General features: G+C 64.8%; 13 protein-coding genes. 10 read left to right on the top strand and 3 right to left on the bottom strand.

Features of this window, described 5'->3' with window-relative positions:
* Both GX414_06110 and GX414_06105 read right to left on the bottom strand, forming a co-directional pair.
* The coding region (locus GX414_06110; protein ID NLI46665.1) for a HAMP domain-containing protein at positions 1–766 on the bottom strand (766 nt) is incomplete at its 3' end.
* A 102-nt stretch (positions 767–868) separates the two neighbouring features.
* On the bottom strand, positions 869–1,822 hold the full coding sequence (locus GX414_06105; GenBank protein NLI46664.1) for a glycosyltransferase: 954 nt from the start codon (positions 1,820–1,822) through the stop codon (positions 869–871).
* A 202-nt stretch (positions 1,823–2,024) separates the two neighbouring features.
* Between GX414_06105 and GX414_06100 the strand changes: the two genes are divergently transcribed.
* The 8 genes from GX414_06100 to GX414_06065 all read left to right on the top strand — a co-directional run bounded on the left by GX414_06100 (position 2,025) and on the right by GX414_06065 (position 17,766).
* Entirely contained in the window at positions 2,025–3,077 is a 1,053-nt protein-coding gene (locus tag GX414_06100; protein ID NLI46663.1) for a DUF1573 domain-containing protein, read from the top strand.
* Positions 3,077–4,051 (top strand): DUF1573 domain-containing protein, encoded by a 975-nt coding sequence (locus GX414_06095; GenBank protein NLI46662.1) that lies wholly within the window; start codon positions 3,077–3,079, stop codon positions 4,049–4,051. Before GX414_06100 ends, GX414_06095 begins: the two co-directional genes overlap by 1 nt.
* Positions 4,029–6,011 (top strand): tetratricopeptide repeat protein, encoded by a 1,983-nt coding sequence (locus tag GX414_06090; GenBank protein NLI46661.1) that lies wholly within the window; start codon positions 4,029–4,031, stop codon positions 6,009–6,011. Before GX414_06095 ends, GX414_06090 begins: the two co-directional genes overlap by 23 nt.
* 281 nt (positions 6,012–6,292) lie before the next feature.
* On the top strand, positions 6,293–8,206 hold the full coding sequence (locus tag GX414_06085) for a hypothetical protein (GenBank protein NLI46660.1): 1,914 nt from the start codon (positions 6,293–6,295) through the stop codon (positions 8,204–8,206).
* A gap of 94 nt (positions 8,207–8,300) precedes the next feature.
* The gene (locus GX414_06080) at positions 8,301–9,104 is read left to right on the top strand and encodes a hypothetical protein (protein NLI46659.1); all 804 of its coding nucleotides are present in this window, start codon (positions 8,301–8,303) and stop codon (positions 9,102–9,104) included.
* An 86-nt stretch (positions 9,105–9,190) separates the two neighbouring features.
* Entirely contained in the window at positions 9,191–9,928 is a 738-nt protein-coding gene (locus GX414_06075) for a hypothetical protein (GenBank protein NLI46658.1), read from the top strand.
* On the top strand, positions 9,918–12,455 hold the full coding sequence (locus GX414_06070; protein NLI46657.1) for a hypothetical protein: 2,538 nt from the start codon (positions 9,918–9,920) through the stop codon (positions 12,453–12,455). Before GX414_06075 ends, GX414_06070 begins: the two co-directional genes overlap by 11 nt.
* 475 nt (positions 12,456–12,930) lie before the next feature.
* Complete coding sequence (locus GX414_06065) at positions 12,931–17,766, top strand: hypothetical protein (protein NLI46656.1); 4,836 nt, start codon at positions 12,931–12,933, stop codon at positions 17,764–17,766.
* Positions 17,767–17,956: 190 nt separating this feature from the next.
* On the opposite strand, the gene tnpA is transcribed toward GX414_06065, so the two are convergent.
* Positions 17,957–18,403: an IS200/IS605 family transposase gene (gene tnpA, locus GX414_06060; protein ID NLI46655.1), complete on the bottom strand. Its 447-nt coding sequence runs from the start codon at positions 18,401–18,403 to the stop codon at positions 17,957–17,959.
* A gap of 411 nt (positions 18,404–18,814) precedes the next feature.
* Between tnpA and GX414_06055 the strand changes: the two genes are divergently transcribed.
* Positions 18,815–21,058 (top strand): glycoside hydrolase, encoded by a 2,244-nt coding sequence (locus GX414_06055; GenBank protein ID NLI46654.1) that lies wholly within the window; start codon positions 18,815–18,817, stop codon positions 21,056–21,058.
* Positions 21,059–21,066: 8 nt separating this feature from the next.
* Positions 21,067–23,118 (top strand): DUF1925 domain-containing protein, encoded by a 2,052-nt coding sequence (locus GX414_06050; GenBank protein NLI46653.1) that lies wholly within the window; start codon positions 21,067–21,069, stop codon positions 23,116–23,118.
* The last annotated feature ends 35 nt before the right edge of the window (positions 23,119–23,153 follow it).

Below are 23,153 nucleotides of genomic sequence, written 5' to 3'. Positions count from 1 at the left end.
TCACCTGGTCGCCCACGTAGTCGTCCACGTCGCCGCTGTGGTTCCGGATGGCCTGGAACTGCAGGTCGAAGTAGGCATTGAGGGTGGCCATGACCTCCATGGGGTGATGGGATTCGGCGAAGGCGGTGAAACCCCGGACGTCGGCGAACAGAAAGCTGAGGTCGATCTCCTGGCATTCGCCAAGATTCACGGTCTCGCCGTCCCTGCCCGATTTCTGGATCATCGTCCGAGCGGACTTGGAGATGAATTTCTCCATGGTTCCCTTTTCCCGCTTGAGCGCGTCCTTTTCCTTCAACTCCGCCGCCATGTGGTTCAGGACGTCGGCCAGCTGGCCCACCTCGTCGCGGCCCGCCAGCGCGATGCGCGTGTCGTAGTCGCCGTCACCGATGGCGAGCGCCGCCGCCTGAACCCGGCGCAGGCGCCGGACCACGCCGCGGATGTAGCCGGAGAACAGGAGCAGCCCCGCTCCGCCGGCAATCGCCGCCGCAGCCACGAACAGCGACAGCCAGCGGACGGGCAGCACGCCGATCTGCTCCAGCTCCGCCGCCGACTGCCGCGCGGCTGGGGTCTCGGCCCAGTAGATCACTGCGGCCGCGCCCGCCAGCAGCGCCAGCAGCAGCAGCACCAGAAGCGCTGTCAGGCGGGCGTTCAGGCCGAAGACCACGTGCCGCACGCCCTTGGCGTCGCGCTTCCGTCCCCCGAACAGGTCGGTGATGAAATCGAGCACGGGGTGACGCGGTGGGGTGCTTGTCCGTTTGTTGGTCACGGCCTCAAGATAAACCGGTTCGCCGGGTAAATCCAGCGTGAATGGTCTCCGGTTGTCGGGATCGCGGTCCTGGGGAACGCCGGCGGGCCGCCGGTGGCGGAATCAGTGGGAAATCCCCATGAACCGGCGATACGGCCACTGAGTCGCTCGGGGAAAGTACAATCCCGCCCAGAACCCGGCGTGCCAGCACGCCAGGCCCGGGACCGCCAGGGCCAGGAGCACCGGCGTCCGCCAGCCCGGGCTGGGCCGGGCCGTGAGCATTCGCCGGGCGAGGCCGGCCCAGGAGTAGGCCAGCACGGCCGGCGCGAGGAACGGCACGAAGCGGACGGTCTCCTTCCGGAGGCCGGGGTACAGGCGGCGGGTGCGTCCGCTGCCATAGCCGAGCTGGCACAGGTGACGCAGCACGTCGGGCAGCCGCTCCTTGTTCCGATGGGCGGCAACAAGCTGCGGCTCGAACCGCACCGGGAGCCCCGCGCGGGTGATGTGGGCGGAGAACAGGATGTCTTCGGCGATGATGAATTCGGGCGCGTAGGGCGGGAGAGCGGTGAGCCGCTCCCGCGGGATCAGCAGCTGGAACGACGGCAGAAACAGGCGTTGGCCGGGCCGGCCGGACGGGACGAACCGCGAGAACTCCGCCCAGTACTGCAACGAGCCCGCCCACGAGCGGGGCGTCCCGTTGGCCATCACCCCGGAGACGATAGCCGGCGCCTCGTCGAGCAGCCGCGCCAGCACGCGACCCCAGCCCGGCTGCGGGATGCAGTCGGCGTCGAGAAACAGGATCCGGTCGCCGCGGGCCGCGGCGGCGCCCGTATTGCGGGCGGCCCCGCAGGAAAGCCGTTCCGCCCGCTCCACCACCCGGACCGTCGGGTAGGGCCGGGCGGCGGCGGCGGCGTCGCCGCGGGCGGCGCCGTCCGCCACGACGATCTCGTGGGACATCCCGGCCAGTTCGCGGTGGAGCGCGGCCAGCACGTCCCCCAGCGTCCGGCCGCTGCGGTAGGACGGGATGACAATGCTGACGCGTGGCGGCGCTACATCAGGTGATCGCTGTTCGTCCATCCGGGTGTTTCCGTCATCTATATATCGCATGAATCGCCGGCGCCATCCATCCACTATACCGGATCGCGGGGCCGATGACCAGCGCAAGACGCCGGCACGGCCGACCGATGCGAAATCAGTTGAACCGCCGGCTGAAAATGGATAAGGTATTCTGTTCCACCGATTCCGCGACGTTCGCGCCGGGGATCAAGAAGGAGGCCACATGAATCTACTGCGTGCCATCATCGCGGGGCTCGTTGTCCTGCTGGTGCTGGGATCCGGCGCCCTGGGCCAGGGCGAGGCGCCGGCGACGGCCACGGGGACGCCCAAAATCGTGTTCGCGCAGCCCGTCCACAATTTCGGCGAGCTCAAGCCGAACGACGAAGTCACCCACGAGTTCGCCTTCACCAACACCGGTGATGCCATTCTCGAAATCACTAAAGTGCAGTCCACCTGCGGCTGCACCGCGGTCGCGCCGAGCAAGAAGCTGCTGGCGCCGGGCGAGTCGTCGGTCATCAAGATCACTTACCACGCCGGGCGGTCCGCGGGCGTGTCCGAAAAGAAGATCCTGGTGTATTCAAACGATCCGGAACAGGCGGAATCGGTGCTCACGATCCGGGCGGCGATCAAGACCGATCTGGAATTCAACCCGTCCTACATCCGGTTCGACAATATTCCGGTTGACGCGGCGGCCGAGGCGTCGGTCTTCTTCATGGCCAAGGATCCCGACGCCTTCAAGCTGACCGATCTGAAGGCCGACGACCCGTTTCTCCGCTGCGACTGGCGGCGGACCGACGACGGGCGCTTCGAGCTCAAGGTGGCCTTCGTGCCGGAGCAGGTCACGGCCGACCACCGCGGCTATCTCAACTCCACCGTCCGGGCCAAAACCAACAGCGAGAGCTTCCCGGTCATCCAGCTTCCGGTCTACATCAAGTTCCAGGAGGAGTTCGCCGTCGTTCCGGCCCGGCTCATGATGTACGGGTTGAAGGCGGGCACCGAAGCCACCCGCGACGTCATCGTCAAGAGCAACAAGGGCGTCGCGTTCCAGATCACCGCCGTCGAGTCCAGCAATCCGTTCGTTCGGGCCGAGGTCGTCCGCAACGGCGAAGCGGCCAATGTGGTGAAGATCGTCATCGACGCCAAGGCGCCGGCCGGGCTGTGCAACGCCACGGTCACCGTCCGGATGGGCGCCCGGCATATGGCCGTTCCGGTGCGCGCCCGGATCGGCGATGCGGCCGCCACGCCGACACCGATCGGCTCAGCCGGAGACCGCTGATGCGCCGCTGGCCGCTCCTGATTCTGATCGGGGTCCTGTGCCTGGCTCACGCCGCCGCCGGGACCCCGCGGTTCGAGGTGATGAACCAGACTCTGGATCTCGGCGTCGTGCGCCCCAATTCCGTCACGCCGGGCCGATTCGTCATCCTGAACACCGGCGACGCCCCCCTGCGCATCCTCAGCGTGAAGGCGCACTGCGGCTGCACCGTGACCCGCCTGACCGACCGGATCGTCCCGCCGGGAGGCCAGTCCCACCTGTCGATCAAATACACCGCGGGCAACCTGCCGGAGGATGTGTCGAAGAGCATCGATCTCACCACGGACGATCCGGCCACGCCGAAAACCACGCTGTATGTCACTGCCTCAGTGAAGGGGGACATCGAGTGGAGCCCGCGGACGTTCGCCCTGGATTGGCCGGTGGCGCCCGATTTCCAGGGCCGGATCACGTTCCGGGCCGCGGATGGAATCCAGCCGAAACGTGTGTACGACCCCACCGGCTTCCTCCAGGCCGAATGGCGGGCGCTCCCCGGGAAGGATTGGGAGGTTCTGTTCCGGCTTCCTCCGGGGGCCGCGTTCCGCCGTGTCGCGACGCTGTGCGTGGAATCGAACAGCCAGGATTTCCCGCTGCTCCAGTTGCCGGTCTACTTCCAGAAATCCTCGCCGCTGCGGCTGACGCCGAGCCGGGTCAACTTCTGGGTTCGTGAGGGCGACCGGGCGCCGGTGCGCCGGATCACCGTCGCCCGCCGGGACGGTCAGCCGCTGAAGGTGCTGCGCGCGGAACCGTCGCGGGACTATTTTGTCGTGACGGTGGCCCAGGCGGCGGGCGAGACCGCGGTCATCGAACTCACCCTCAAGGACGACCTGCCCCCGGACATGTGTGACGGGAACCTGCACATCGTCACCGATGTCGAAGACGTGTGGCTGAACATCTCCTGCAAGGTCGTGCCGCGCGATGGCGGCGGGAAAGGGAAGTAAGCCCGACCGCCGGAAGCGGCCGGACCCACCGGCGCCGCAACCCACGGCGACGCCGGCCCGGCCGGCCGTCGGTGCGGGCGGGTGGGCCGCCGTCATCATCCTGGCGGGCGTCCTGCTGTACGCGCCCGGCCTGGAGTACGATTTCGTCTTCGACGATTTTGCGCTGGTCAGGAACAACCCGGCGGTCCAGTCGCTGGCGCAGGCCGCCCGGGCGACCGTGCAGGGTGTCGCCTACCGCCCGCTGCGCACGTTGAGCTACGCGCTGGATCACGCCCTGGGGGGCATGGACCCGTTCGTGTTTCATCTGTCCAACTTGGTCTGGTTCGCGCTGCTGCTGGCGGCGGCCTGGCGGGTGCTCCGCGCGGCGGGCCTGGGCGACGGCGCGGCGCTGGCGGCCCTGGGGCTCTTTGCGGTGCACCCGGTTCACGTGGACGCGGTCACCTACATCTCCGGGCGCCGGGATCTGCTGTCGGCGCTGTTTGTCCTGCTGGCGTTCTGGGCCTACCTGCAGTTCCGCCGGACCCGCCGCGTCTGGTGGTGGGCGGCGGTGCTGGCCGGCTTCCTGCTGGCGTTCATGGCCAAGGAGCTGGGCATCGTGGTGCCGGCGCTCATCTTCCTGTACGAGTGGGTCGAGGAGACGGCGGCGGCCGAGGGCGGACCCTGGCGGCGGATGGGCGCGGGGGTCCGCCGCACCCTGCGCCGCGGCTGGTGGTACTGGTTCCCCATCGCGGCACTGGGCGCCGGCCTGGCCTTCTACAAGGTGTTCCTGACCGCCACGAGCGCCAAGTTGAGCTGGTGGGGCGGCAGCTTCGTCACGAACCTGCTGACGGTGGCGAAGGTGCTGGCGTACGACCTCTGGCTGATGGTGCTGCCGCTCACCCTGCGGGCCGATTATTCGTACGACGGGTTTCCCATCGCCTACACCTGGGCGGATCCGCTGGGCCTGGCCGCGGCGGTGTTCGTCGCCGCGCTCCTGGCTGCGCTGGCGTGGCTCGCCGCCACCGGCCGCCGCCAGACGGCATTCTGGGGCCTCTGGTTTTTTGTCGCCAGCCTGCCCATGTCGCACCTCGTGCCCCATCATGAGCTGCTGGCCGAACATTACCTGCTGCTGCCGTCGCTCGGCGCCTGCGGCTTGGGCGGCCTCGGGCTGGCGTGGCTCCATGGGCGGAACCGCCGGCTGGCGTGGGCGGCGGGCGCCGGTGCGGCGGCATTCCTGGCGGTGGTGCTGCTGGTCCACAACCCCGTGTACCGCGACAACGTCTCGCTGTTCACCGATACGGCGGCCAAGGCGCCCCGCTGCGTCCGCGCCAATCGGGTGCTGGCCGAGCATCATCTGGACCGGGGCGAATTCGACCTGGCGGCGACCTATCTGGAGCGGATTCTGGCGGTGCCCCCGCTGTTCGAGCGGGAGCAGCTCACCGCCGCCGAGCGCCGACGTCTGGCCCAGGTCCAGAAACGGCGGCGCGGGGAATACGTCCAGCGCGATCTGGCCATGTACCTGACCACCTATCGCCAGCTCGGACACATTTACGAGACCCGCGGCGAGTATCAGCAGGCCATCGACCTGTTTCTCGGCGGCAGTCGGTTCGGGGCGCTGGCGGACATGTTCTATAACGACCTCGGGAACCTGTACGCCCGCACCGGCCGATGGGACGACGCCGCCCGCTGGTACCGGCGCGCGGTGGCCGACGACCCGCAGAACCACATGGCCTGGTCCAACCTGGCCGCCGTCCACGCCGAGCAGGGCCGGCTCGATGAAAGCCGGCGATGCCTCGAGGAGGCGATCCGGATCCGTCCGGATTTCGCCCAGGCCTGGTACAACCTGGCGATGCTGCTGGCCCGCCAGGATGCGCCCGCCGACCGCATCGCCGGACACCTGGAGCGGGCGCTGAAGCTGGACCTGCCCGCGCCCGACCGGGAGAACGCCGCAGCCCTGTTGAAGCGGCTGCGGACGCCGTGAGGCGGAGAGCGGCGGGGGAGCCCGATACATTTTGTGAACTCTGTCACACAAAACGAATATTTAGCGGTGAAATATGCCGACGCGACAAAAAAGTCTGTTGACAGGCCTTGCCCTTTTCACTAATATTACGCTGTCCGCAATCCTTAGCTATGAGCGGAGACAAAAATCTTAGCAACTTTTTGCTCCCCGATCACTCTATACTGTGACGTGACGTGCGTCGAAAATCGACAAACCGTTTTTTTTCAAAACTTTATTAATCTCAACCGATGGAGGTTTGCTCAATGAAACATTTGAAGCTGTTCGCGACCCTCTCCATCATCTCTCTGCTGGCCGTCTGGTCCATGGCGACTATCGAAGTCCAGACCACGACCCCGCTGGTCAATCCCGACGGCACGATGGAGAGAGCTGGATCCTTCCGTCTGATCTTCTCCGCTCCTGAATTCATTGACGACATGGATGTTTGGCCGGATACCGAAGGGTACTTCCTGGTCCGCATCCAGATGTCCAAGAACATCAAGCTCGTCAAGCTGGGATCGCACCCCGTGGGCACCCTCAGCCCCACCGGCACCTGGATCCCCATTGCGTGGGAAATCGATGCCGGCACCCCGGTCCTGCCCGTTGATTACACGTCCATTCGTGTGGTCCGGGCCGAGCCGGATTACGTGGACCTGCTGTTCCTCCGGGACATGTCCGACCTGGGCCTGACCATCACCGACCGTCTGCGGTGCACCATCGGCACCCCGGCGTGCGTCACCCCCACCACCGCTGCCGGCTTCAACAACTTTGTTGGCAGCGGCTATGATTGCGACGACGACGGCGATGCCGACGACAAGCAGGAAGACACGATCCTCTGCCTGAACTTTTCCACGTCCTCCACCGAATTCGCCTACGACGATTTCTGGCGCGTGGGTCTGTCGGTCTATTATTCCGATCCGAACGGTGTGCTGGGTCCCCGCTACAGCGTGAACTTCCAGCCCTCCGATCCTTCGCTGGCTCAGAAGGGCGCTCCCGGCCAGGTCTGCGACCTCGAACTGTACTGGCCCTGCAAGGGCGATCCGTGCGTGTTTGAAGACTGGACCGTCGGCTGCATGGAAGCTCCCGAAGTCCATGTGTGCCCCACCCCGCCTCCTCCGGACCAGGGCACAGTCATCACCCCTTGCTCCGGCGCCACGGTGTGGATCAACGAACTCTATGACATCGAGTTCGGCCAGGGTCACATGTTCAGCATCGCGGAAGACTGCCCCACCGGCTACTACGCCTTCTCACCTGGCGGCACCATCACCGTCACGCTGGGTGCCCCTTACAATGAGGACGGCTATACCTGCACCGGCTTGAACCCGGAATTTCTGGCTGGTATCACGCCCAGCTTCTACCTGTTTGATCCCGATGCGCCGGGTGGCATTTATGGCCCCTTCCTCGGAACGCGTGTCACCAACAAGGTGCTCGAGTTCGTTCTGCCCGACGAGGCCACCTGGACCACCTTTGATCCGGATTACGGCGCATACTGCGTCCTGGTGGACGTCGATTCGATCCGCATCAACACCTGCTGCCTCCTGAGCTGGTACACCGATGATGTGTTCGAATTGAGAGTGACTGTGGACTATGAGCCGGCCGGATACAACTGCGGCTACAAGCCGGCCACGACTCCGCCGTTCACGATTGCCTACATCTACGGTTGCCTCGAGCCGGATCCCGAGCCGGTCGAGTACGACCTGTATCTGTGGTTCCCCTTCCTGGCTCCGGTCAACAATCCTAATGTCAACTGGTGGTGCGGTGTGGCGCTGACCAACTACGCCGCCCAGGCTACTGAACACGGCGTCTTCTGGATGTGGGAAGAGGATGGCGACGAGTACTCGATCGCTCTTCCGCCGCTTGGTGCGCACGAAATGTGGCTCCGCAACCTCTCCGATCCGGATTTCCAGGCGGCCGTGCTGAGCCCCGGCTATTCCGACACGCTCTGGGGCGACGAAGCGATGAGCGGCCTTGTTGTCTACACGGTGGTCGACGTGGACTACCCGCCCAACTATGCGGGCAACTTTGTGGATAACGGCGCCATCGCCGGGATCGACGCGTTCGTTCTGATGGGCGACTACGAGCAGGCCTACGGCTACACCGCCCGTCACGTGGACGGCGCCCAGATCTGGAACGATGCGCCTGGCCGCGCGCCGGGCTGGGCCAAGAAAGGCACCAAGTAAGACTGCTGGGAAAGAGGAGGCGCGAGCCTCCTCTTTTTTCGATTCTACCGGGTAGCATTCCAATGAAATGCTACCCGTTTTTTATGAGGCGAACATGAGGCGAGTGGCCAGCGGTGTGCTCTGGATGTGTTTTGCGGTGTGGATGATCGGCGCAGCGGCCCAGGACGCCGCGCCCCCGCCGCCGGCGGTGCCGGAATCGGCGGATGCCCGGTTGAAGACCCGAGTGGAATCGTTCTGGACCGCCAAGAAGGAACGGAAACTGGATGTATGCTATGACATGCTCACCCGGGCCAGCCGGGAGAACATGACCATGGTCGATTATATCCGCCGGAACAATACCCGGATACTCGGCTACACCGTCGACGCGATTCAGATCAATGCGCAGGATTCCACCCGGGCCCTGGTGGAGATCCGGTGTGACATTCACGCGATGGGGCGAAAGTTGAGCAACCTCCGGAGCCGCCAGCAGTGGCTTCTGGAGGAGGACGTGTGGCGTTGCGTCTATGCCAGCCGCACCCCCTTTGACCGGAGCGCGGCACAGGCCGCCACGGCGGCTTCCATACCCAAGAGCGGGATCACTGATGCTGAACTGGAGAAACAGCGGGCGGCGATCAACCGGATCCGGCAGAAGTACGGCCAGAGCCCGTCGCTGTCCGAGGCCGTGAGCAGCACCCCTGTGGCGCCGGTGCATGCGGCCGGGCAACCGGCCGAAACGGCCAAGACCGACGGCGCCGCCGCGCCGGAGCAGAAGGCCGCCGACGGAAAACCCAAGACCGCAGCGGATGACAAGACCAAGACCGCCGAAGGCACCGCCGCCGACAAGGCGAAACCGGCGCCGGCGACGCAAAGCGGAACGTCCGCTGACAAACAAAAGAAAGATCCGCCGCCGGGAATTTAACTGACGCCATTCCGGATCCCGGCGCATCTGTATAGCAGGCCGGTCCACCCGTTTGGGAGAAGGCCGGCGCCGATACGCGAGGACTTGTGAAGCAGCCGATCCGTGTAGCGCTGGTCGCCATGATGCTGGGGATGATCCTGGCCGGCGGCACCGTTCCGTACGCCGCCGCCGCGGCCGGCCCGGCCTGGGAGGTGGAGACGGTATACCATGCCCGGCTGCCCGGTGCGGCCACGATCACCGCCCGGTGGCGGTTTGAGGTGGTGGCGCAGGAAGCCGGCGCCGACGGCAAGTGGTGGCTTGTCCAGGTGCGCAGTCACGACGGACAGTTTCGGGTCGAGGCCGATTTTCGGCTGCAGCCCGACACGGGCCGGCTGGGTTCGGTAAGCATCCGGGAGTTCTTCCGGGACGCTTGGCACGCGTTTCCGGTGCTGGCGGAGGAGCCGACGGACGTGTTCCTGATGCCCTTTGGCATCATTCCGCTGGATTTTATCGGCCGCGCCGGCGCCGCCGGCAAGACAGGCGGGGAGAGCCGACGCATCGTGAGCCGGGATTCCCCTCTGACGTCCGGCCAGGCCGTCCGGCGATCCTTGAGCATCACCGCCGCCGCGCCCGACGCCGCCACCCAGGCAGCCTGGAAGGCGGCCGACGGTCCGGCGGCCGCCGCACCCTGGTTTACCTATCGGATCACCGACTCCCTGGCGCCGGACGATGAGCGGCTGATGACCTGGGACCGCGAGCTGCCGTGGTGGCTGGAGTATCGCACGCCCGGCCAGACCTCCCGCCTTGTCGCCTGGCATCCCGGAGGCCGTTCCCATGTGGACTAGGCGGGTCTTCGTCATGATCCTGTTCGGGCTCTGCCCCGGCGTGCTGCTCGCGGGCTCCGATTCCGCCCAACTTTCCTACCAGGCGTGGAACGGCCACTGGTGGCCGTTCGTCGACGCCGCCATGGCCACCGGCCGGGCCAACAAGCCGTACGGTACGCCCTACGCCGACTGGGAGGGATTCTTCGCCCCATTCGACAAGTACAACCTGGCCTTGGGCGAACCTCCCCGGGAAGATCTCTGGGCCTGGGAGCTGCAATACCATGGGACGCCCGAGGATCCGGTGGATCCCGACTGGGCCGACTGGTACGGCCACTGCAACGGATGGGCCGCCGCGTCGGCGCTGGAGGTGGAACCGACGGTTCCCGGCGAATACAACGCCGTCTATCTTCGCGTGGGCGACAAGAAGGCATTCCTGACCGAAGCCCACCAGGGAGACGCCTCCCGCGTGTTTCCCGAGGATCCGCTGGTGGAACCCATTTCGCCGGTCCTGTTCCATACGACGCTGGTGGAATTCATCAAGAACCTGGCCAAGCCCATCATCATCGAGACCAGTCCGGGGCCCCAGGTCTGGAATTTCCCCTGCTACCGCTACGAGATGACCTGGACCGACGTGGGCAGCACCCGGCAGGTCACCACCGTCGTGTACCTGGGCCGCGACATGGAATCCCCGGACTCCACATCCACCTACGTGCGGCGGAACACCTATCAGTACGATCTGGAGATGGACGGCGAGACGATCATCGGCGGCACCTGGACATCGACGAGCCGGCCGCACTTCATGTGGGAGCCCGTGGCCCGCTACTCCGCCAATCCATACCTGGATTATGACCGGGCGCGCCTGCTCACGGACGCGGTCCTGCCGGCCGCGCCCACCGATGATGCGCGCGAGCCGAACGACACCCGCGAAACCGCCGTCGCCCTCGGCCAGCCGGTCTTTTTCGGGCGCCTGCTCGATCCCGACTATTTCCGGCTTCCGGTCGAGGCGGGCGAGACCGTGGACGTGGCCGTTCACCCGGAGAAGCTGGACAAGGCCGTCACCGCGACCCTCACCGACAGCCAGGGCACGCCTGTGGGCACCGTGGAGACCGTCGACAATTACCGGGTCATCCACGCCGGCAAGCAGTACGAGGACGGCGATCTCTATCTGGAACTGATCCCGGCTGCGCCGCAGACCAACTTCCGCAATTACGGCCTCGAAATCAACCGGGACAGCCTGTCGTTCTTCATGCCGCACCTGGCCAACGCCGACGGCTGGACCACCCGCATGGCCCTGGTGGACCAGGAAGCGGATCCGGCCGAGGTGTTCTTTCACTTCTACCGCAGCACCGAGGGCGGCTACGAGAAGCAGCAGTTCGCCACCACCCTGGCCACTGTGGAGGGGGGTGGCTATCGGATGGGTTTGCTGGAGGATATTTTCCCCGACATCACCCCGGACAACGGCCGCTGGCTGCGGATCCGGTCCGACCGCCAGCTCTCGGGCGCCTTTCTGTTCTCGAACACGGCGTTCGGCGGCAATCTGGCCGCCGTGCCGCTGGCCGCCGCCGGCGCCCGCAAGATGTACTTCAATCACCTGGCCGTGGACTCGACCTGGTGGACCGGGATCAGCATCGCCAATCCCGACATCAACAATTCCGCCCAGGTGAGCCTGCAGCCGTACCGCAGCGACGGCGAGGCGGTGGGCGATCCGCTGGAACTGGATATCCTGCCCGGGTGCCGGTACATCAACATGCTGGGAACGGCGTTCCCGCCCGAGACTCTCGCGGAGGCCGGCTGGATCGAGATCAACGCCAGCCGAGACGTGGTGGGTTTCGAGCTGTTCGGAACCAACGATCTGAGCCTCTTCGAGGGGGTGCCCCTCCAGGTCGAGGGGCAGACGGCCCTCAGCACCGCCTACATCCCCGCCGAGAGCGGCTGGTGGACCGGAATCTCCGTCGTCAACCCCAATCCGGGGTACACCGAAGTGCGGATCACCGCCTACAATGCCAGCGGCATCAACGCGTACGCTTCGGACCCCGATTTCCAGTACTATGCTGTTACACTCACCAGCCGCCAGAAATTCGTCGCCTTGGTGGATCAGATCTTCACCAATCCCCCCAACGGTCCCATCGTGTGGTTGAAGATAGAAACCGTGCCGCTCCGGCCGGTGATGGGATTCGTCCTGTACGGCAGTTTCGAGCAGGGCATCTTGTGCGGCTACCCGCTGGCGGGTGACCGCGAGCTGCGCCAGCAGGGGATCGTGCCATGGCTGGACGGCACTCGCCTCATCGTGAGCAACGCCACCGGTTCCAACACCACCTCAGTGAGCCTGGCGGCCTGCGATGCCGGCGGCGCGACCCTGGGCACCGCTTCATCGGGCGCCGTCTCCATCCGGACCATCAAACGGCTGGATCCGGCCAGTCTGTTCGGCGGAACCATACCGGCAGGAACGGCCTATCTGCGGTGGACATCCGGCAAGAGCATCCACCTGTGGCAGGAAGTTATTCAGGCCGGGCAGGGCACGATTGTGATCCCGCTGGATTATCAGTAGAGGAAGAACGTTGTGCAATCGGCAAATTACATGTTATCATGTGCTTGTCCTGGATTTTCCGGGATCGGCGGCGGCAGTGGGGTATTGCTGCCCGCCACACAGGATCTCACCCGGCGTCACAGAAAACGGGAGTTGGTGACGGGAATCACTTTCAAGTGTGAAAAATTTGTTACAGTTTATTCGTGAAAATTTGCAGGAGGCGTCGATGCGACAACTCATTAAATTATTAATCCTGATGGCAATTATCTTGTGCGTCCCCATCGGCTATGTCTACGCACAGTCTCCCAATACACTGAAAACGAAAATTTCGTTTGCCGACGTCGATAACAACGGCACCCTCGACCTGATACTGGGTGATCTTCAAATATTGGATGTCTATTTGAGCAGTGGCACGGAGTCCGAGATCCCGCCCGTGTTCACGCTCTTGTACTCAATGCCAACGGCGTCTCTCCCCACGCGCCTGTGCGGCGCATTTGTGGATATTGATCTGGACGGCGACCTGGACCTGTTCTTCGGCACACAAAACGGCAACGTGGGGTACCGCCGCAACATCGGCACACCGGAAAGTCCCGACTGGTCCCAGGTTGTCTACGCGGGGACGAGCGCGGCGACGTCCTTTGCAGGCATTGAAGCTGTGTTTGGCGTGTGGGCGATGTCCTTCGTGGATTTCGATGGCGACGGCGACCGCGACCTGGTCTTCAACGAGCAACTGGGGGACATGCGCTACTACATCAATCGCGACCGTGAGCACGACGGCTGGGTGGACGGGAAGGGAGCCGGCTTCCTCAAGTTGACCACCGGCCTGCCCGTCGCCGACTGCGGGGGAGACTCCGTCAAACATCATTGGAGCGACGTGGACGGCGACGGCGATTTCGACTTGGTCGTTGGAGATATGTCGCTGACGATGACTCTGTTCCTGAACAACGGCTCCCCTTCCGTTTACAATCAATTTGCCGCCCGGCAGACCTGGCCGTACGACATGCCGCCCAGCGGCCTGGTGAGCCCGTTCCTGGCGGATTTCAACGATGACGGCTTCCTGGATCTGTACTATTCGCACGCGGACGGCTTGTTCGAGCCGATCTGGAAGGTCACCCAGGTCGGACCGAACGATGTCGACGACGCGCCGCCGGTGCTCAATATCCCGGCGGTGAGCGTGGACGGCGAATCCAACGCCTGTGTGTTGAGCTGGCCGAGGGTGTTCGACGACGCCACGACGAGCTATCGCTCGGGCGTGAAACTGTACTCCTTGCATCGGTCCACGCAGGCCGGGTTTATCCCGGGCCCGTCGAACTGCATCTGGGTGCATTATCCGTCCGGTCATTTTCCGGATTATGTGCCGGAATTCGGTGAAGGCGGAGACAAGTTCAAAATCGAAGGCGACATCTACTACTACCGAGACGCCGCGCTGGAAGGCGGGAACACGTATTATTACACCCTGATTGTCCAGGACTACGCCGGGAATCAGGCGGAAACTCCGGACACCGCCGAGTACTTTGTCGCGCCGCCGGAGTTCAGCGGCGTGCACGTCGAGCTGTCGCCGTCCGCCTCTCCGAACGCAATGACGCTGACCGTCGAGACCGTGGACCAGTACGGCATGCCGTACGCAATTTCCCCCGATCCGACCTCGGGCGATCCGAACGTCACCTTCACGGTCTATGTGGGCGGCACCCCCGCCGGTTTCCCCCTGGTTGACCTGGCGACCGGTCTGGACCTGGAAGAGGCTGTGTTCAACAACGTCGACACGCGGGAATTCCAGGTCACGTATCGTCCCAACGAACGGCTGGAAACCTGCTTCCCGTTCCAGGTCTATGTGACTGCCGAACATCATGTGGTCGGTGGCCCGACCATCCCGCAGACAGGCTCGAGCAGCACGGTGACCATCGATCGTGCGGCCCCTCCGCTCCCGGGGAACCTCCGGGCGCCGGCATACGAAATCACCATGACCTCCATCAATGTGCGGTGGAACGCCGCCGTTGACGCCTGCACAAGCATCGGCTCGTACCGGGTGTATGGTAAAAAGGCGGCGGATCCGGGGTACGCCTTGCTGGCCACGCTGTCCGGGACGGTGTATGTATTTAACCATACCAACCTCACCGCCGGCACGTCCTACATGTATTACGTCACCGCCGTGGACGCCGTGGGCAATGAGACCGAAGTGGCCGATCCTGGCGCCGTCGCCATCACCGCCACCACCCTGTACGACACCGTGCCGCCCACCGTGCCCACCGGGGTGCAGGCGGTCTACAACGCCGAATACACCCAGATCACGGTGTCTTGGTACCCGTCCACCGACGACCTGTCCGGCGTCCGCTATTACGAGGTCCAGCGGAAGCTGGGCGACGCCTTCTATGAACCCTTCCAGATCGTGTATCATCCGACGGTCTCGCTGGTCGACATTAGGAGCTATCCCGGCTACAAGATCTACTACCGCCTCCAGGCGGTGGATTTTTCGGGGAACGGTTCGGGTTGGAGCGCGGAGGCCGTCGCCGACCGCACCACCGACACGACGCCGCCCACCGTCCCCCAGATCCTGACCAGCGAAGCCGTCTCCAGCTCGTCCATCCAGATCACTTGGAGCGTGTCCACGGACGGCGGCACCGGACTCAAACTGTACCGCGTCTACCGGGACTACGGCACAACGCCTATCTACGAGACCACCGCCCAGTCATACGTTGACACCGGCCTCAGCCCCAGCACGTCCTACGTCTACCAGGTGAGCGCGGTGGACAACGCCAACAACGAATCGGCTAAATCGGCCCCGGCCACCGTGCAGACGCTGCCGCCGGCCGGCAAGCCCAACCCGCCGAACGATCTGCGGTATACGGATCGCACCGCCTCGAGCATCACCCTGGCTTGGGATCCCCCGTTGCCCAACGGGACGACCATACAGAACTACCGCGTCTACCGCCACAGCTCCATGGATTCGCCGGTGGGTTCGGGCACCCTTGTCGACATCGTGACGAGCACCGGCACCACGGTGAGCGATCTCATGCACAGCACCACCTATTACTTCACCGTCACCGCGCTGTCGACGCTGTATGTCGAGTCCGATCACAGCGAACGGATCTCGGTGACCACCAAAACCCTGCTGCCCACCGCGCCGACCAACCTCCGGAACACGGCGGTGGGCGGGACCTATATCGAGCTGGCCTGGGATGCGTCCACTCCGCCGCCCGGTTCCACCATCGCCCAGTACGACCTGGCCAAGGTCATTGTCAATCCCTGGGGCGAGTCCTATTATTGGATCTACAGCGGTCCGCTGCTCGCGTTCCGGTACGAAGGGCTCTCACCGAACACCGAATACAAGTTCAAGGCGCGGGCGCGCGACAGCGCCGGCCGCATCTCCGAGATGTCCACACCCGCGCTGGTGGTCATGACCACGCAGGATGACCCGACGCCGCCGCCTGTTCCCGCCAACCTGGCGGCCAGCCCGCTGAGCACCATCAGCATCCGGGTCACGTGGGATGCGGTCACCGACACCGGCGGCAGCGGTCTGGCCGGCTACGAGCTGTTCCTGAACGGCAACCTGCTGACGACCACCACGACCACCAGCAGCGTCGTCGAGAACCTGCAGCCCGCCACCGTCTACAGCTTCCAGATCCAGGCGCGGGACAAGGCGGGCAATGTGTCGGGCCTGAGCCCCGCCGTCCAGGCGGCCACGTTCGGCCTCACCGACGACCTGATGTGCGCCCATGTCACCAGCACCGCCGACTGGAAGACGCGCTTCACCCTGATCAACATCGGGGATGAAGCCAAGCCGGTGGTTTTCTACGCCTTCAACGCGGACGGCACGCTGCTGGAAACCCACGAGGCCGATCCCCTGGCGCCCCAGGCGGCCCTGGACCTCGACGCCGACGCGGTGTTCGCGCCGGAAACGCTGGCGCAGGACATCTGGGTGAAGATTTCCAGCGAATCCAAGCTCCGCGGCGTGCTCACCTTCGGAACGCGCGACGACGAATCGCTGGTGACCATTCCCATGTTCGCCCGCGGCGCGGCGGACCTGATCTTCCCGTATGTGGTCACGACGGACATCTGGTACACCGGCATCACCCTGATCAACACCGGTGCTGACCAGGCGAGTCCGTTCATCAATGCGTATACCGAGAAGGGTGAATACCTGACCGGAAAAGTGGTCAGCATTCCCGCCAACGGCAAGTTTGTCTGCCTGGTGAACCAGATCTTCGCCATCGAGCATCCGGAAGACATCAAGTTCCTGAGCGTGGAGTCCGACAAAGCGCTCATCGGCTTTGAGGTGTTCGGCTCCTTCATCGACAAGGGCCTGGCCGGGCTGCCGGGGTTCTCGCCCACGGTGGAGCTGTTCAAGGCTGAAGCCAAGCCGGAAGCAAAGGGTGAGCTGCCGTTGACCCGGCCCAGCCGGCCCACTGGCTTTGAGGGGACGGCGATCTCCGAGTCGGAAATCTACCTGAGCTGGAATCCCAATCCCGAGCCGGACCTCAAGCATTACGCCATTTACAGCAACGACGGCCCGGTCCCCAACCTCATCGCCACCACCGACCAGACCCACTACACCCGGTCCGGTCTCGCGCCGCAGACCACGTACCGGTTCTCGCTGCAGGCGGTCAATGAAGGCAACGAGGAGTCGGAATCCACCACGCCGATCCTGGTCACCACCCTGGCCCAGGGGCAGCAGGATTACCCCTACCGGGTGTACTACAACGAGATCCCCGAGCGGGCGTTTTACGACACCGGCATCACCTTCTCGAACCTGGGCACCCAGGCCGTCCAAGTGCATCTGTCGCTCTACGACGCCAACGGCGATCTGCTGGCCGAGAACGACCGGCCCGTCGCCGTACTCGAGCAGATGACCCGGTACATCGAAAACTTCTTCGACAACGCGCTGCCCGAAGGCGCCGCCTATCTCAAGGTGGGCGCCACCGAGAAGCTGCTGGGCTTCGAGCTCTTCTGGACGGCCGACGAGCTCGAGGCGCCGTTCCAGTTCGACGGCGTCATCGGTGTGGGCAGCGGGGCCACCCTGCATCACTTCCCGCTGGTTCGGACCGGGGCGGACTGGTTCAGCCGAATCCGGTTGACCAACATCGCCGCCAGCGACAATGGCTTCGCCATCGAGGCGTACGCGGCCGACGGCACCCTGCTGGGAACCGTCACCGACGTCATCCCGCCGCTGGGCAAGTATGACAAGGGATTGGAGACGATCTTCCCCGACGTCTTCGCCCAGATCGTCTGGATCCAGGTCGAATCGGATCAGCAGCTGATCGGCGACCTGTTCTACTTCTCGGAAGATCTGACCCGGCTCAGCGCCTACATCGGCCTGCGGAGCAGCGCCGAATAGGGCCCACGCGCTGTCATCCGGATAGAGGCCCATCCGGAGGATGTTATAGGAACGTTATGAACTGAGTGGGCCTGGAGCAAAATCGAAAATATTACTACGAAAGTAGCCAGGCGCAGCCCCGCGAAGCGGGGCAGCGCCTGGTTGCTCTTTGTTAGACGATGCGCGCCCCCAGTCGGGGGCGCGGAGAGGATTATAGAATAAAGCGGGCGTCCAATGAGATGCCGTGTCGCTGGATCAGCTGGAGTAGTTCATCTCGTGGTGAGACGGTCAGATGGTGCGTTTCCTGATTCAGAATATACTTTCGAACAGCCGGCACCTGTGAGGCGCTGACGGAAAACGCCGCATAGCCGTCTTGCCAGTCGAACCATGGTGCGTTTTGAACTGTGTGAACCCATTCAGATGATCCACCCTTGATTTCCCGGATTAGATCACAAAGTCGATGGGTGGGCTTGAATCCCACAAGCATGTGGGCATGTTCCGCGATGCCGCCGACCGCAAGGGCGATCGCACCCCGATTACGGCAGATGCCACCCATATAGGCCCACATGGCCTCTCGCCAATCATCGGAAATCCAAGGGTGACGGCCCTGAGTGGAAAACACCAGATGAAACTGAAGATTGAAATAAGTGTTGGGCATATTTTCCCTCCAAGAATATAGTTTCGAATATACAAACGTTCTGGATGGAAAATTTCCGAAGTTGTGGCGTCATTTCCTCGCGCCCCGTCTCTGGGGCGCGCTCTAAACTATTGTATCCGTTGTCCAGGCGCTGCCCCGCTTTGCGGGGCTGCGCCTGGCTACTTTCGTTGCCTGATGAAGGATCTTGCCGTACATCTGCAATTATCAGTAGGGAGGACAAGTCATACCCGACCGACCCCATGATCCCCTGCGTTCTTTACTCACCCGGCGGTTCTCCGCCGGGTTTTTTTTTTTTTTTTTTTTTTTTTGGCTGGGTCGTGATTCGGACCGGCGTTCGGGCGCTGCAGATTTTGGTGCGGCGGGTCGCGCGTTCAATGGTATTATTGACGCTTGAAGGCGAGGGGTGGCAGCATGGACAGCATGGAAATTCAGCCCAAGCGGAACGACCCGCTGCACGTGCTCATCCTGTGGCACATGCACCAGCCCATCTACAAGGGCGTGGGCGACGGCGGGTTCCTCCTGCCGTGGGTCCGCCTCCACGCGCTCAAGGACTACTACGACATGGTGGACGTGCTGGCCGACTTCCCCGGCGTGCACGTCACCTTCAATCTGGTCCCCTCCCTCATGGAGCAGATCCAGGACTACGCCGATCGGGACGCCACCGACCCGTTTCTGGACCTCAGCCTTAAGCCGGCCGCTGAGCTGACCGCCGACGATCGGCTGTTCCTGCTGAAGAATTTCTTTTCCCTGAATTTCGACCAGATGGTCCAGCCGTACGCGCGCTACAAGGAGCTGTTCGAAAAACGCGGCCACGTCGGCGACCTGGACAAGCTGCGCGAGAAGACCGCCCTGTTCACCGAGCCGGACTACCGTGACCTCCAGGTGTGGTTCAACCTGGCCTGGTGCGGCCACCGCCTGCAGCAGTCGCCGGAGATCCAGACGCTCCTGTCGGAGGGGCGCAACTTCAGCGAGGCCGACAAACGGCGGCTGCTCGAGGCGCAGCGCCGGTTCATCGGCCAGGTGCTGCCCGCCTACCAGGCGGCCGCGGCGCGCGGGCAGGTCGAGGTCTCCACCTCACCTTACTATCACCCCATCCTGCCCCTCCTGTGCGACATCAACTCCGCCCGCGAGGCCCTGCCCAACATCGAACTGCCCCGGCACGATTTCCACCATCCCGAGGACGCCGTCTGGCATGTCCAGCAGGCGGTCCGCGCCCACCAGCGCCTCTTCGGCGCCCGGCCGGCGGGGATGTGGCCGTCGGAGGGCTCTGTCTCCGAGGAGATGCTGGCCATCGCCCGCGCCGAGGGGATCCGCTGGGTGGCCACCGACGAGGAGATCCTGCACGCCTCGTTGCGCCGGTCCGGACTCCTGCGCGAGGGCGATCCCTTCCTGCCGGAGCGCAAGTACCTGCAGTACCGCTGCGGCGACGCCGCCGACTCGGTCCACATTTTCTTCCGCGACCACCTGCTCTCCGACATGATCGGGTTCACCTACTCGACGTACGACGGCGAGGCGGCGGCCGACGATCTGGTCAGCCGGCTGCTGCTGATCCGGAAGCTGCTGCCCGATGATGCGCGGCGCTTTGCCGTGCCCATCATCCTGGACGGCGAGAACGCCTGGGAGCATTACGCGGACAACGGAGTGCCCTTCCTGCGCGCCCTGTACGCGCGGCTGGAACGGAGCCCGTTTCTCAAGGCGGTGAGCTTTTCCGAGCACCTCGCGCTGGGCGAGGCGGCCCCGGTCCTGCCGAAGGTGCGGGCCGGCTCGTGGATCTTCGGCTCGTTCTCCACTTGGGTGGGCCACCCGGAGAAGAACCGCGGCTGGGACCTGCTGGCGGCCACGCGCAAGAAGCTCGCCGAGGTATCGCTCACGCTCCCCGCGGACGACGCCGCCCGGCGGCGCGATTTTCAGCGGGCGCTGGAGCACGTGATGGTGGCCGAAGGGAGCGACTGGTTCTGGTGGTACGGCGAAGACCATTTCTCAGAGTACGATCGGGAGTTCGACCAGCTCTTCCGAGCCCACCTCGAGAAGGCCTGGCGCCAGCTCGGCCTGCAGCCGCCCGACGAGCTGGCCGCGCCCATCATCCAGAAGGTGAGCCGGTTCAAGGTGCAGCGCCCCTTCGAGCTCCTGACGCCGGTGCTCGACGGGTTCATCACCGACTATTTCGAATGGCTGGCGGCGGGGTACTTTTCCAACCAGTACGCGTTCACGACGATGCAGCAGGTGCACAAGATCTTCAACGGATTCCATTTCGGATTCGACCATCACAACCTGTACATCCGCCTGGACGTGGAGACCGCCATCCTCAACGACAAGAAATACCCGTTCCGCATCGAGATCCATTTCAGCAAGCCGGGGGACCTGTTCTACCGCATGGTCAAGGACACCCGCCGGAAGAAGCTTGTCTACGAGCAGGTCACGGTGGACGACAGCGGCACCGAAGCCGCCCGCCGGCCGTGCGGGCTGGTGGGCGTCCGCCAGATCGTGGAACTGGGCGTGCCGCTGGCCGACATCGGGATCCATGAGAACCAGGTGATCGAGTTCGCACTCAAGATCTTCATCGGCGACAACCTGGCCGAGCGGATGCCCCATCAGGGCTTCCTGGCCCAGAAAATCGCCATCGACGATCTCGAGAAATACTACTGGTTGGTCTAGGGGGCGACGTGCAGCCGGTGCAGTTGGTCCTCGGCGTTCACCTTCACCAGCCGGTGGGCAATTTCGATCACGTGCTGGAAGAGTCCTACCAGCGGGCCTACCGTCCCTTCCTGGACACCTTCCGTCGCTTCCCCTCGCTTCGGATGGTATGGCATTGCTCGGGCTTCCTGTTCCAGTGGCTGGAGGCGCACCATCCCGATTATCTGGACTTGCTGGCCGGGCTGGTGGCGACGGGCCGCGTGGAGCCGCTGTCGGGGGGGATGTATGAGCCCATCTTCCCGGTCATCCCGCCGGCGGACCGGGCTGAGCAGATCCGCCGGCTGTCGGAGCTGGTGGCGGGCCGCTTCGGCCGTGCGCCGCAAGGCGTCTGGCTGGCGGAGCGGGTCTGGGAGCCCGGCATGGTTCAGGATTTGGCCGCCGCGGGCGTCCGCTACGTGTCTTTGGATGACTATCACTTCTACGCCGCCGGCCTGACGCCCGAGGAGCTGGACGGTTACTTCACCGTGGAGGAGCTGGACCACGCCGTCGGCGTGTTCCCCATCAGCGAAACGATGCGCTACCTCATCCCGTGGGCGGAGTTGCCCCGGGTGGAGGAAGCGTTCCGGCTGATGCAGGACGGCGGGCAGCGGCTCACCGTCATGATGGACGACGCCGAGAAATTCGGCTCCTGGCCCGGGACCTCCGATTGGGTGTTCGGGCGGCAATGGCTGGAGCACTTTTTCGTCTGGCTGGAGACGCATCCGGAGCTGGTGACCACGACGACCTTCGCCGACTTCAGCCGGGACCATGCGCCGCGCGGGCGGGCCGCCCTGCCGGGCGCCTCCTACACCGAGATGGGGCAGTGGGCGCTCCCGGCGGGCCGGGCGCTCCAGTACGAAACCCTGACCCGCCGCCTGGAGCGGGACGGCCTGGCCGCGGAGGCCAAGCCGTTCGTCCGCGGCGGGATCTGGCGCAATTTCCTGGTCAAATATCCCGAGAGCAACTACCTGCACAAGCGGATCCTGCACCTGAGCCGCCGGTTCGACACTGACGCCAAACGGGCGCTCCCCGCCTACGACCACCTGCTGCAGGCCCAGTGCAACGATGTGTTCTGGCACGGCGTGTTCGGCGGCCTGTACCTGCCGCACCTGCGCCACGCCGCCTACCGCCACCTGTTGGAGGCGCAGCGGGGGTTGGAGCGGCACGGACAGCCGGATTCGGACCGGCCGCCCGAGATCGTCCGGGCGGACCTGGACCTCGATTTCCGCGACGAAATCCTGGTCAACCACCGCGACTATTTCTGCGTGCTGGCGCCGGCGCACGGTGGCGCCATCCCCGAGCTGTCGTTCAAGCCGGTCGGCGTGAACCTGCTCAACGTGCTTGCCCGCTGGCGCGAGAAGTACCATCTGGCCGCCCCGGCCGGCAAGGTGGTGCGTCTGGCCGGCGAACCGGCGGGCGACACCGGCGCGCCCGGCGACCTGTCGTTCGACGACCACCCGCGCCATTCGTTGCGGGAAACGTTCTACCCCGAACTGCCGGATCCCGAGGCGTTGCGGACGGGCCGGACTGACGGCGCCGTCCCGTTCTGGGACTACGCGTTCGCCGCCGAGGTGCGGGACGACGGACGGGTCGACCTGCGGCTGGTCCACGAGCGGTTTCCCTACTGCAAGACGCTGGCGGCGCCGGCCGACGCCCCCCGCCTCGAGTTTGACTACGAGTGGTCGCCAGCCGAACACCGGCCGGGGTGGCTCGGCGTGGAGTGGAATCTCGGCATCGCCGGCGGCGACGATCCCGAAAAGTGCTGCTTCCCGTCCGCGGACCGGGCCGCCGCCCGCGGCCTGGGCGGGCCGGGCTGCTGGGACGCAGTGGACGGCTGGAGCCTGGAGAACCGCCGCGAGGGCTACGCCGTGCACTTCCGGTGTTCGGAGCCGGTGACCGTCTGTTACTGGCCGGTGGAGACCGTATCCCTGGCCATCGACGCCATGGAGAGGACCTACCAGGGACTCTCCGTCTGCTTCCTGTTCCGGCTCACCGGGCGGCGGCAGCGCTGGCGCCTCAACGTCCAGCTTCAGGCCCTGTGACGGGCCGGAGCGGCGGATACCGACACGCAACTGCA

Source organism: Acidobacteriota bacterium (assembly GCA_012517875.1).
Taxonomy (GTDB): Bacteria; Acidobacteriota; JAAYUB01; order JAAYUB01; family JAAYUB01; genus JAAYUB01.
Note: the sequence above shows the minus strand (reverse complement) of the source record. Positions and strands in the feature narration are given on the sequence as shown.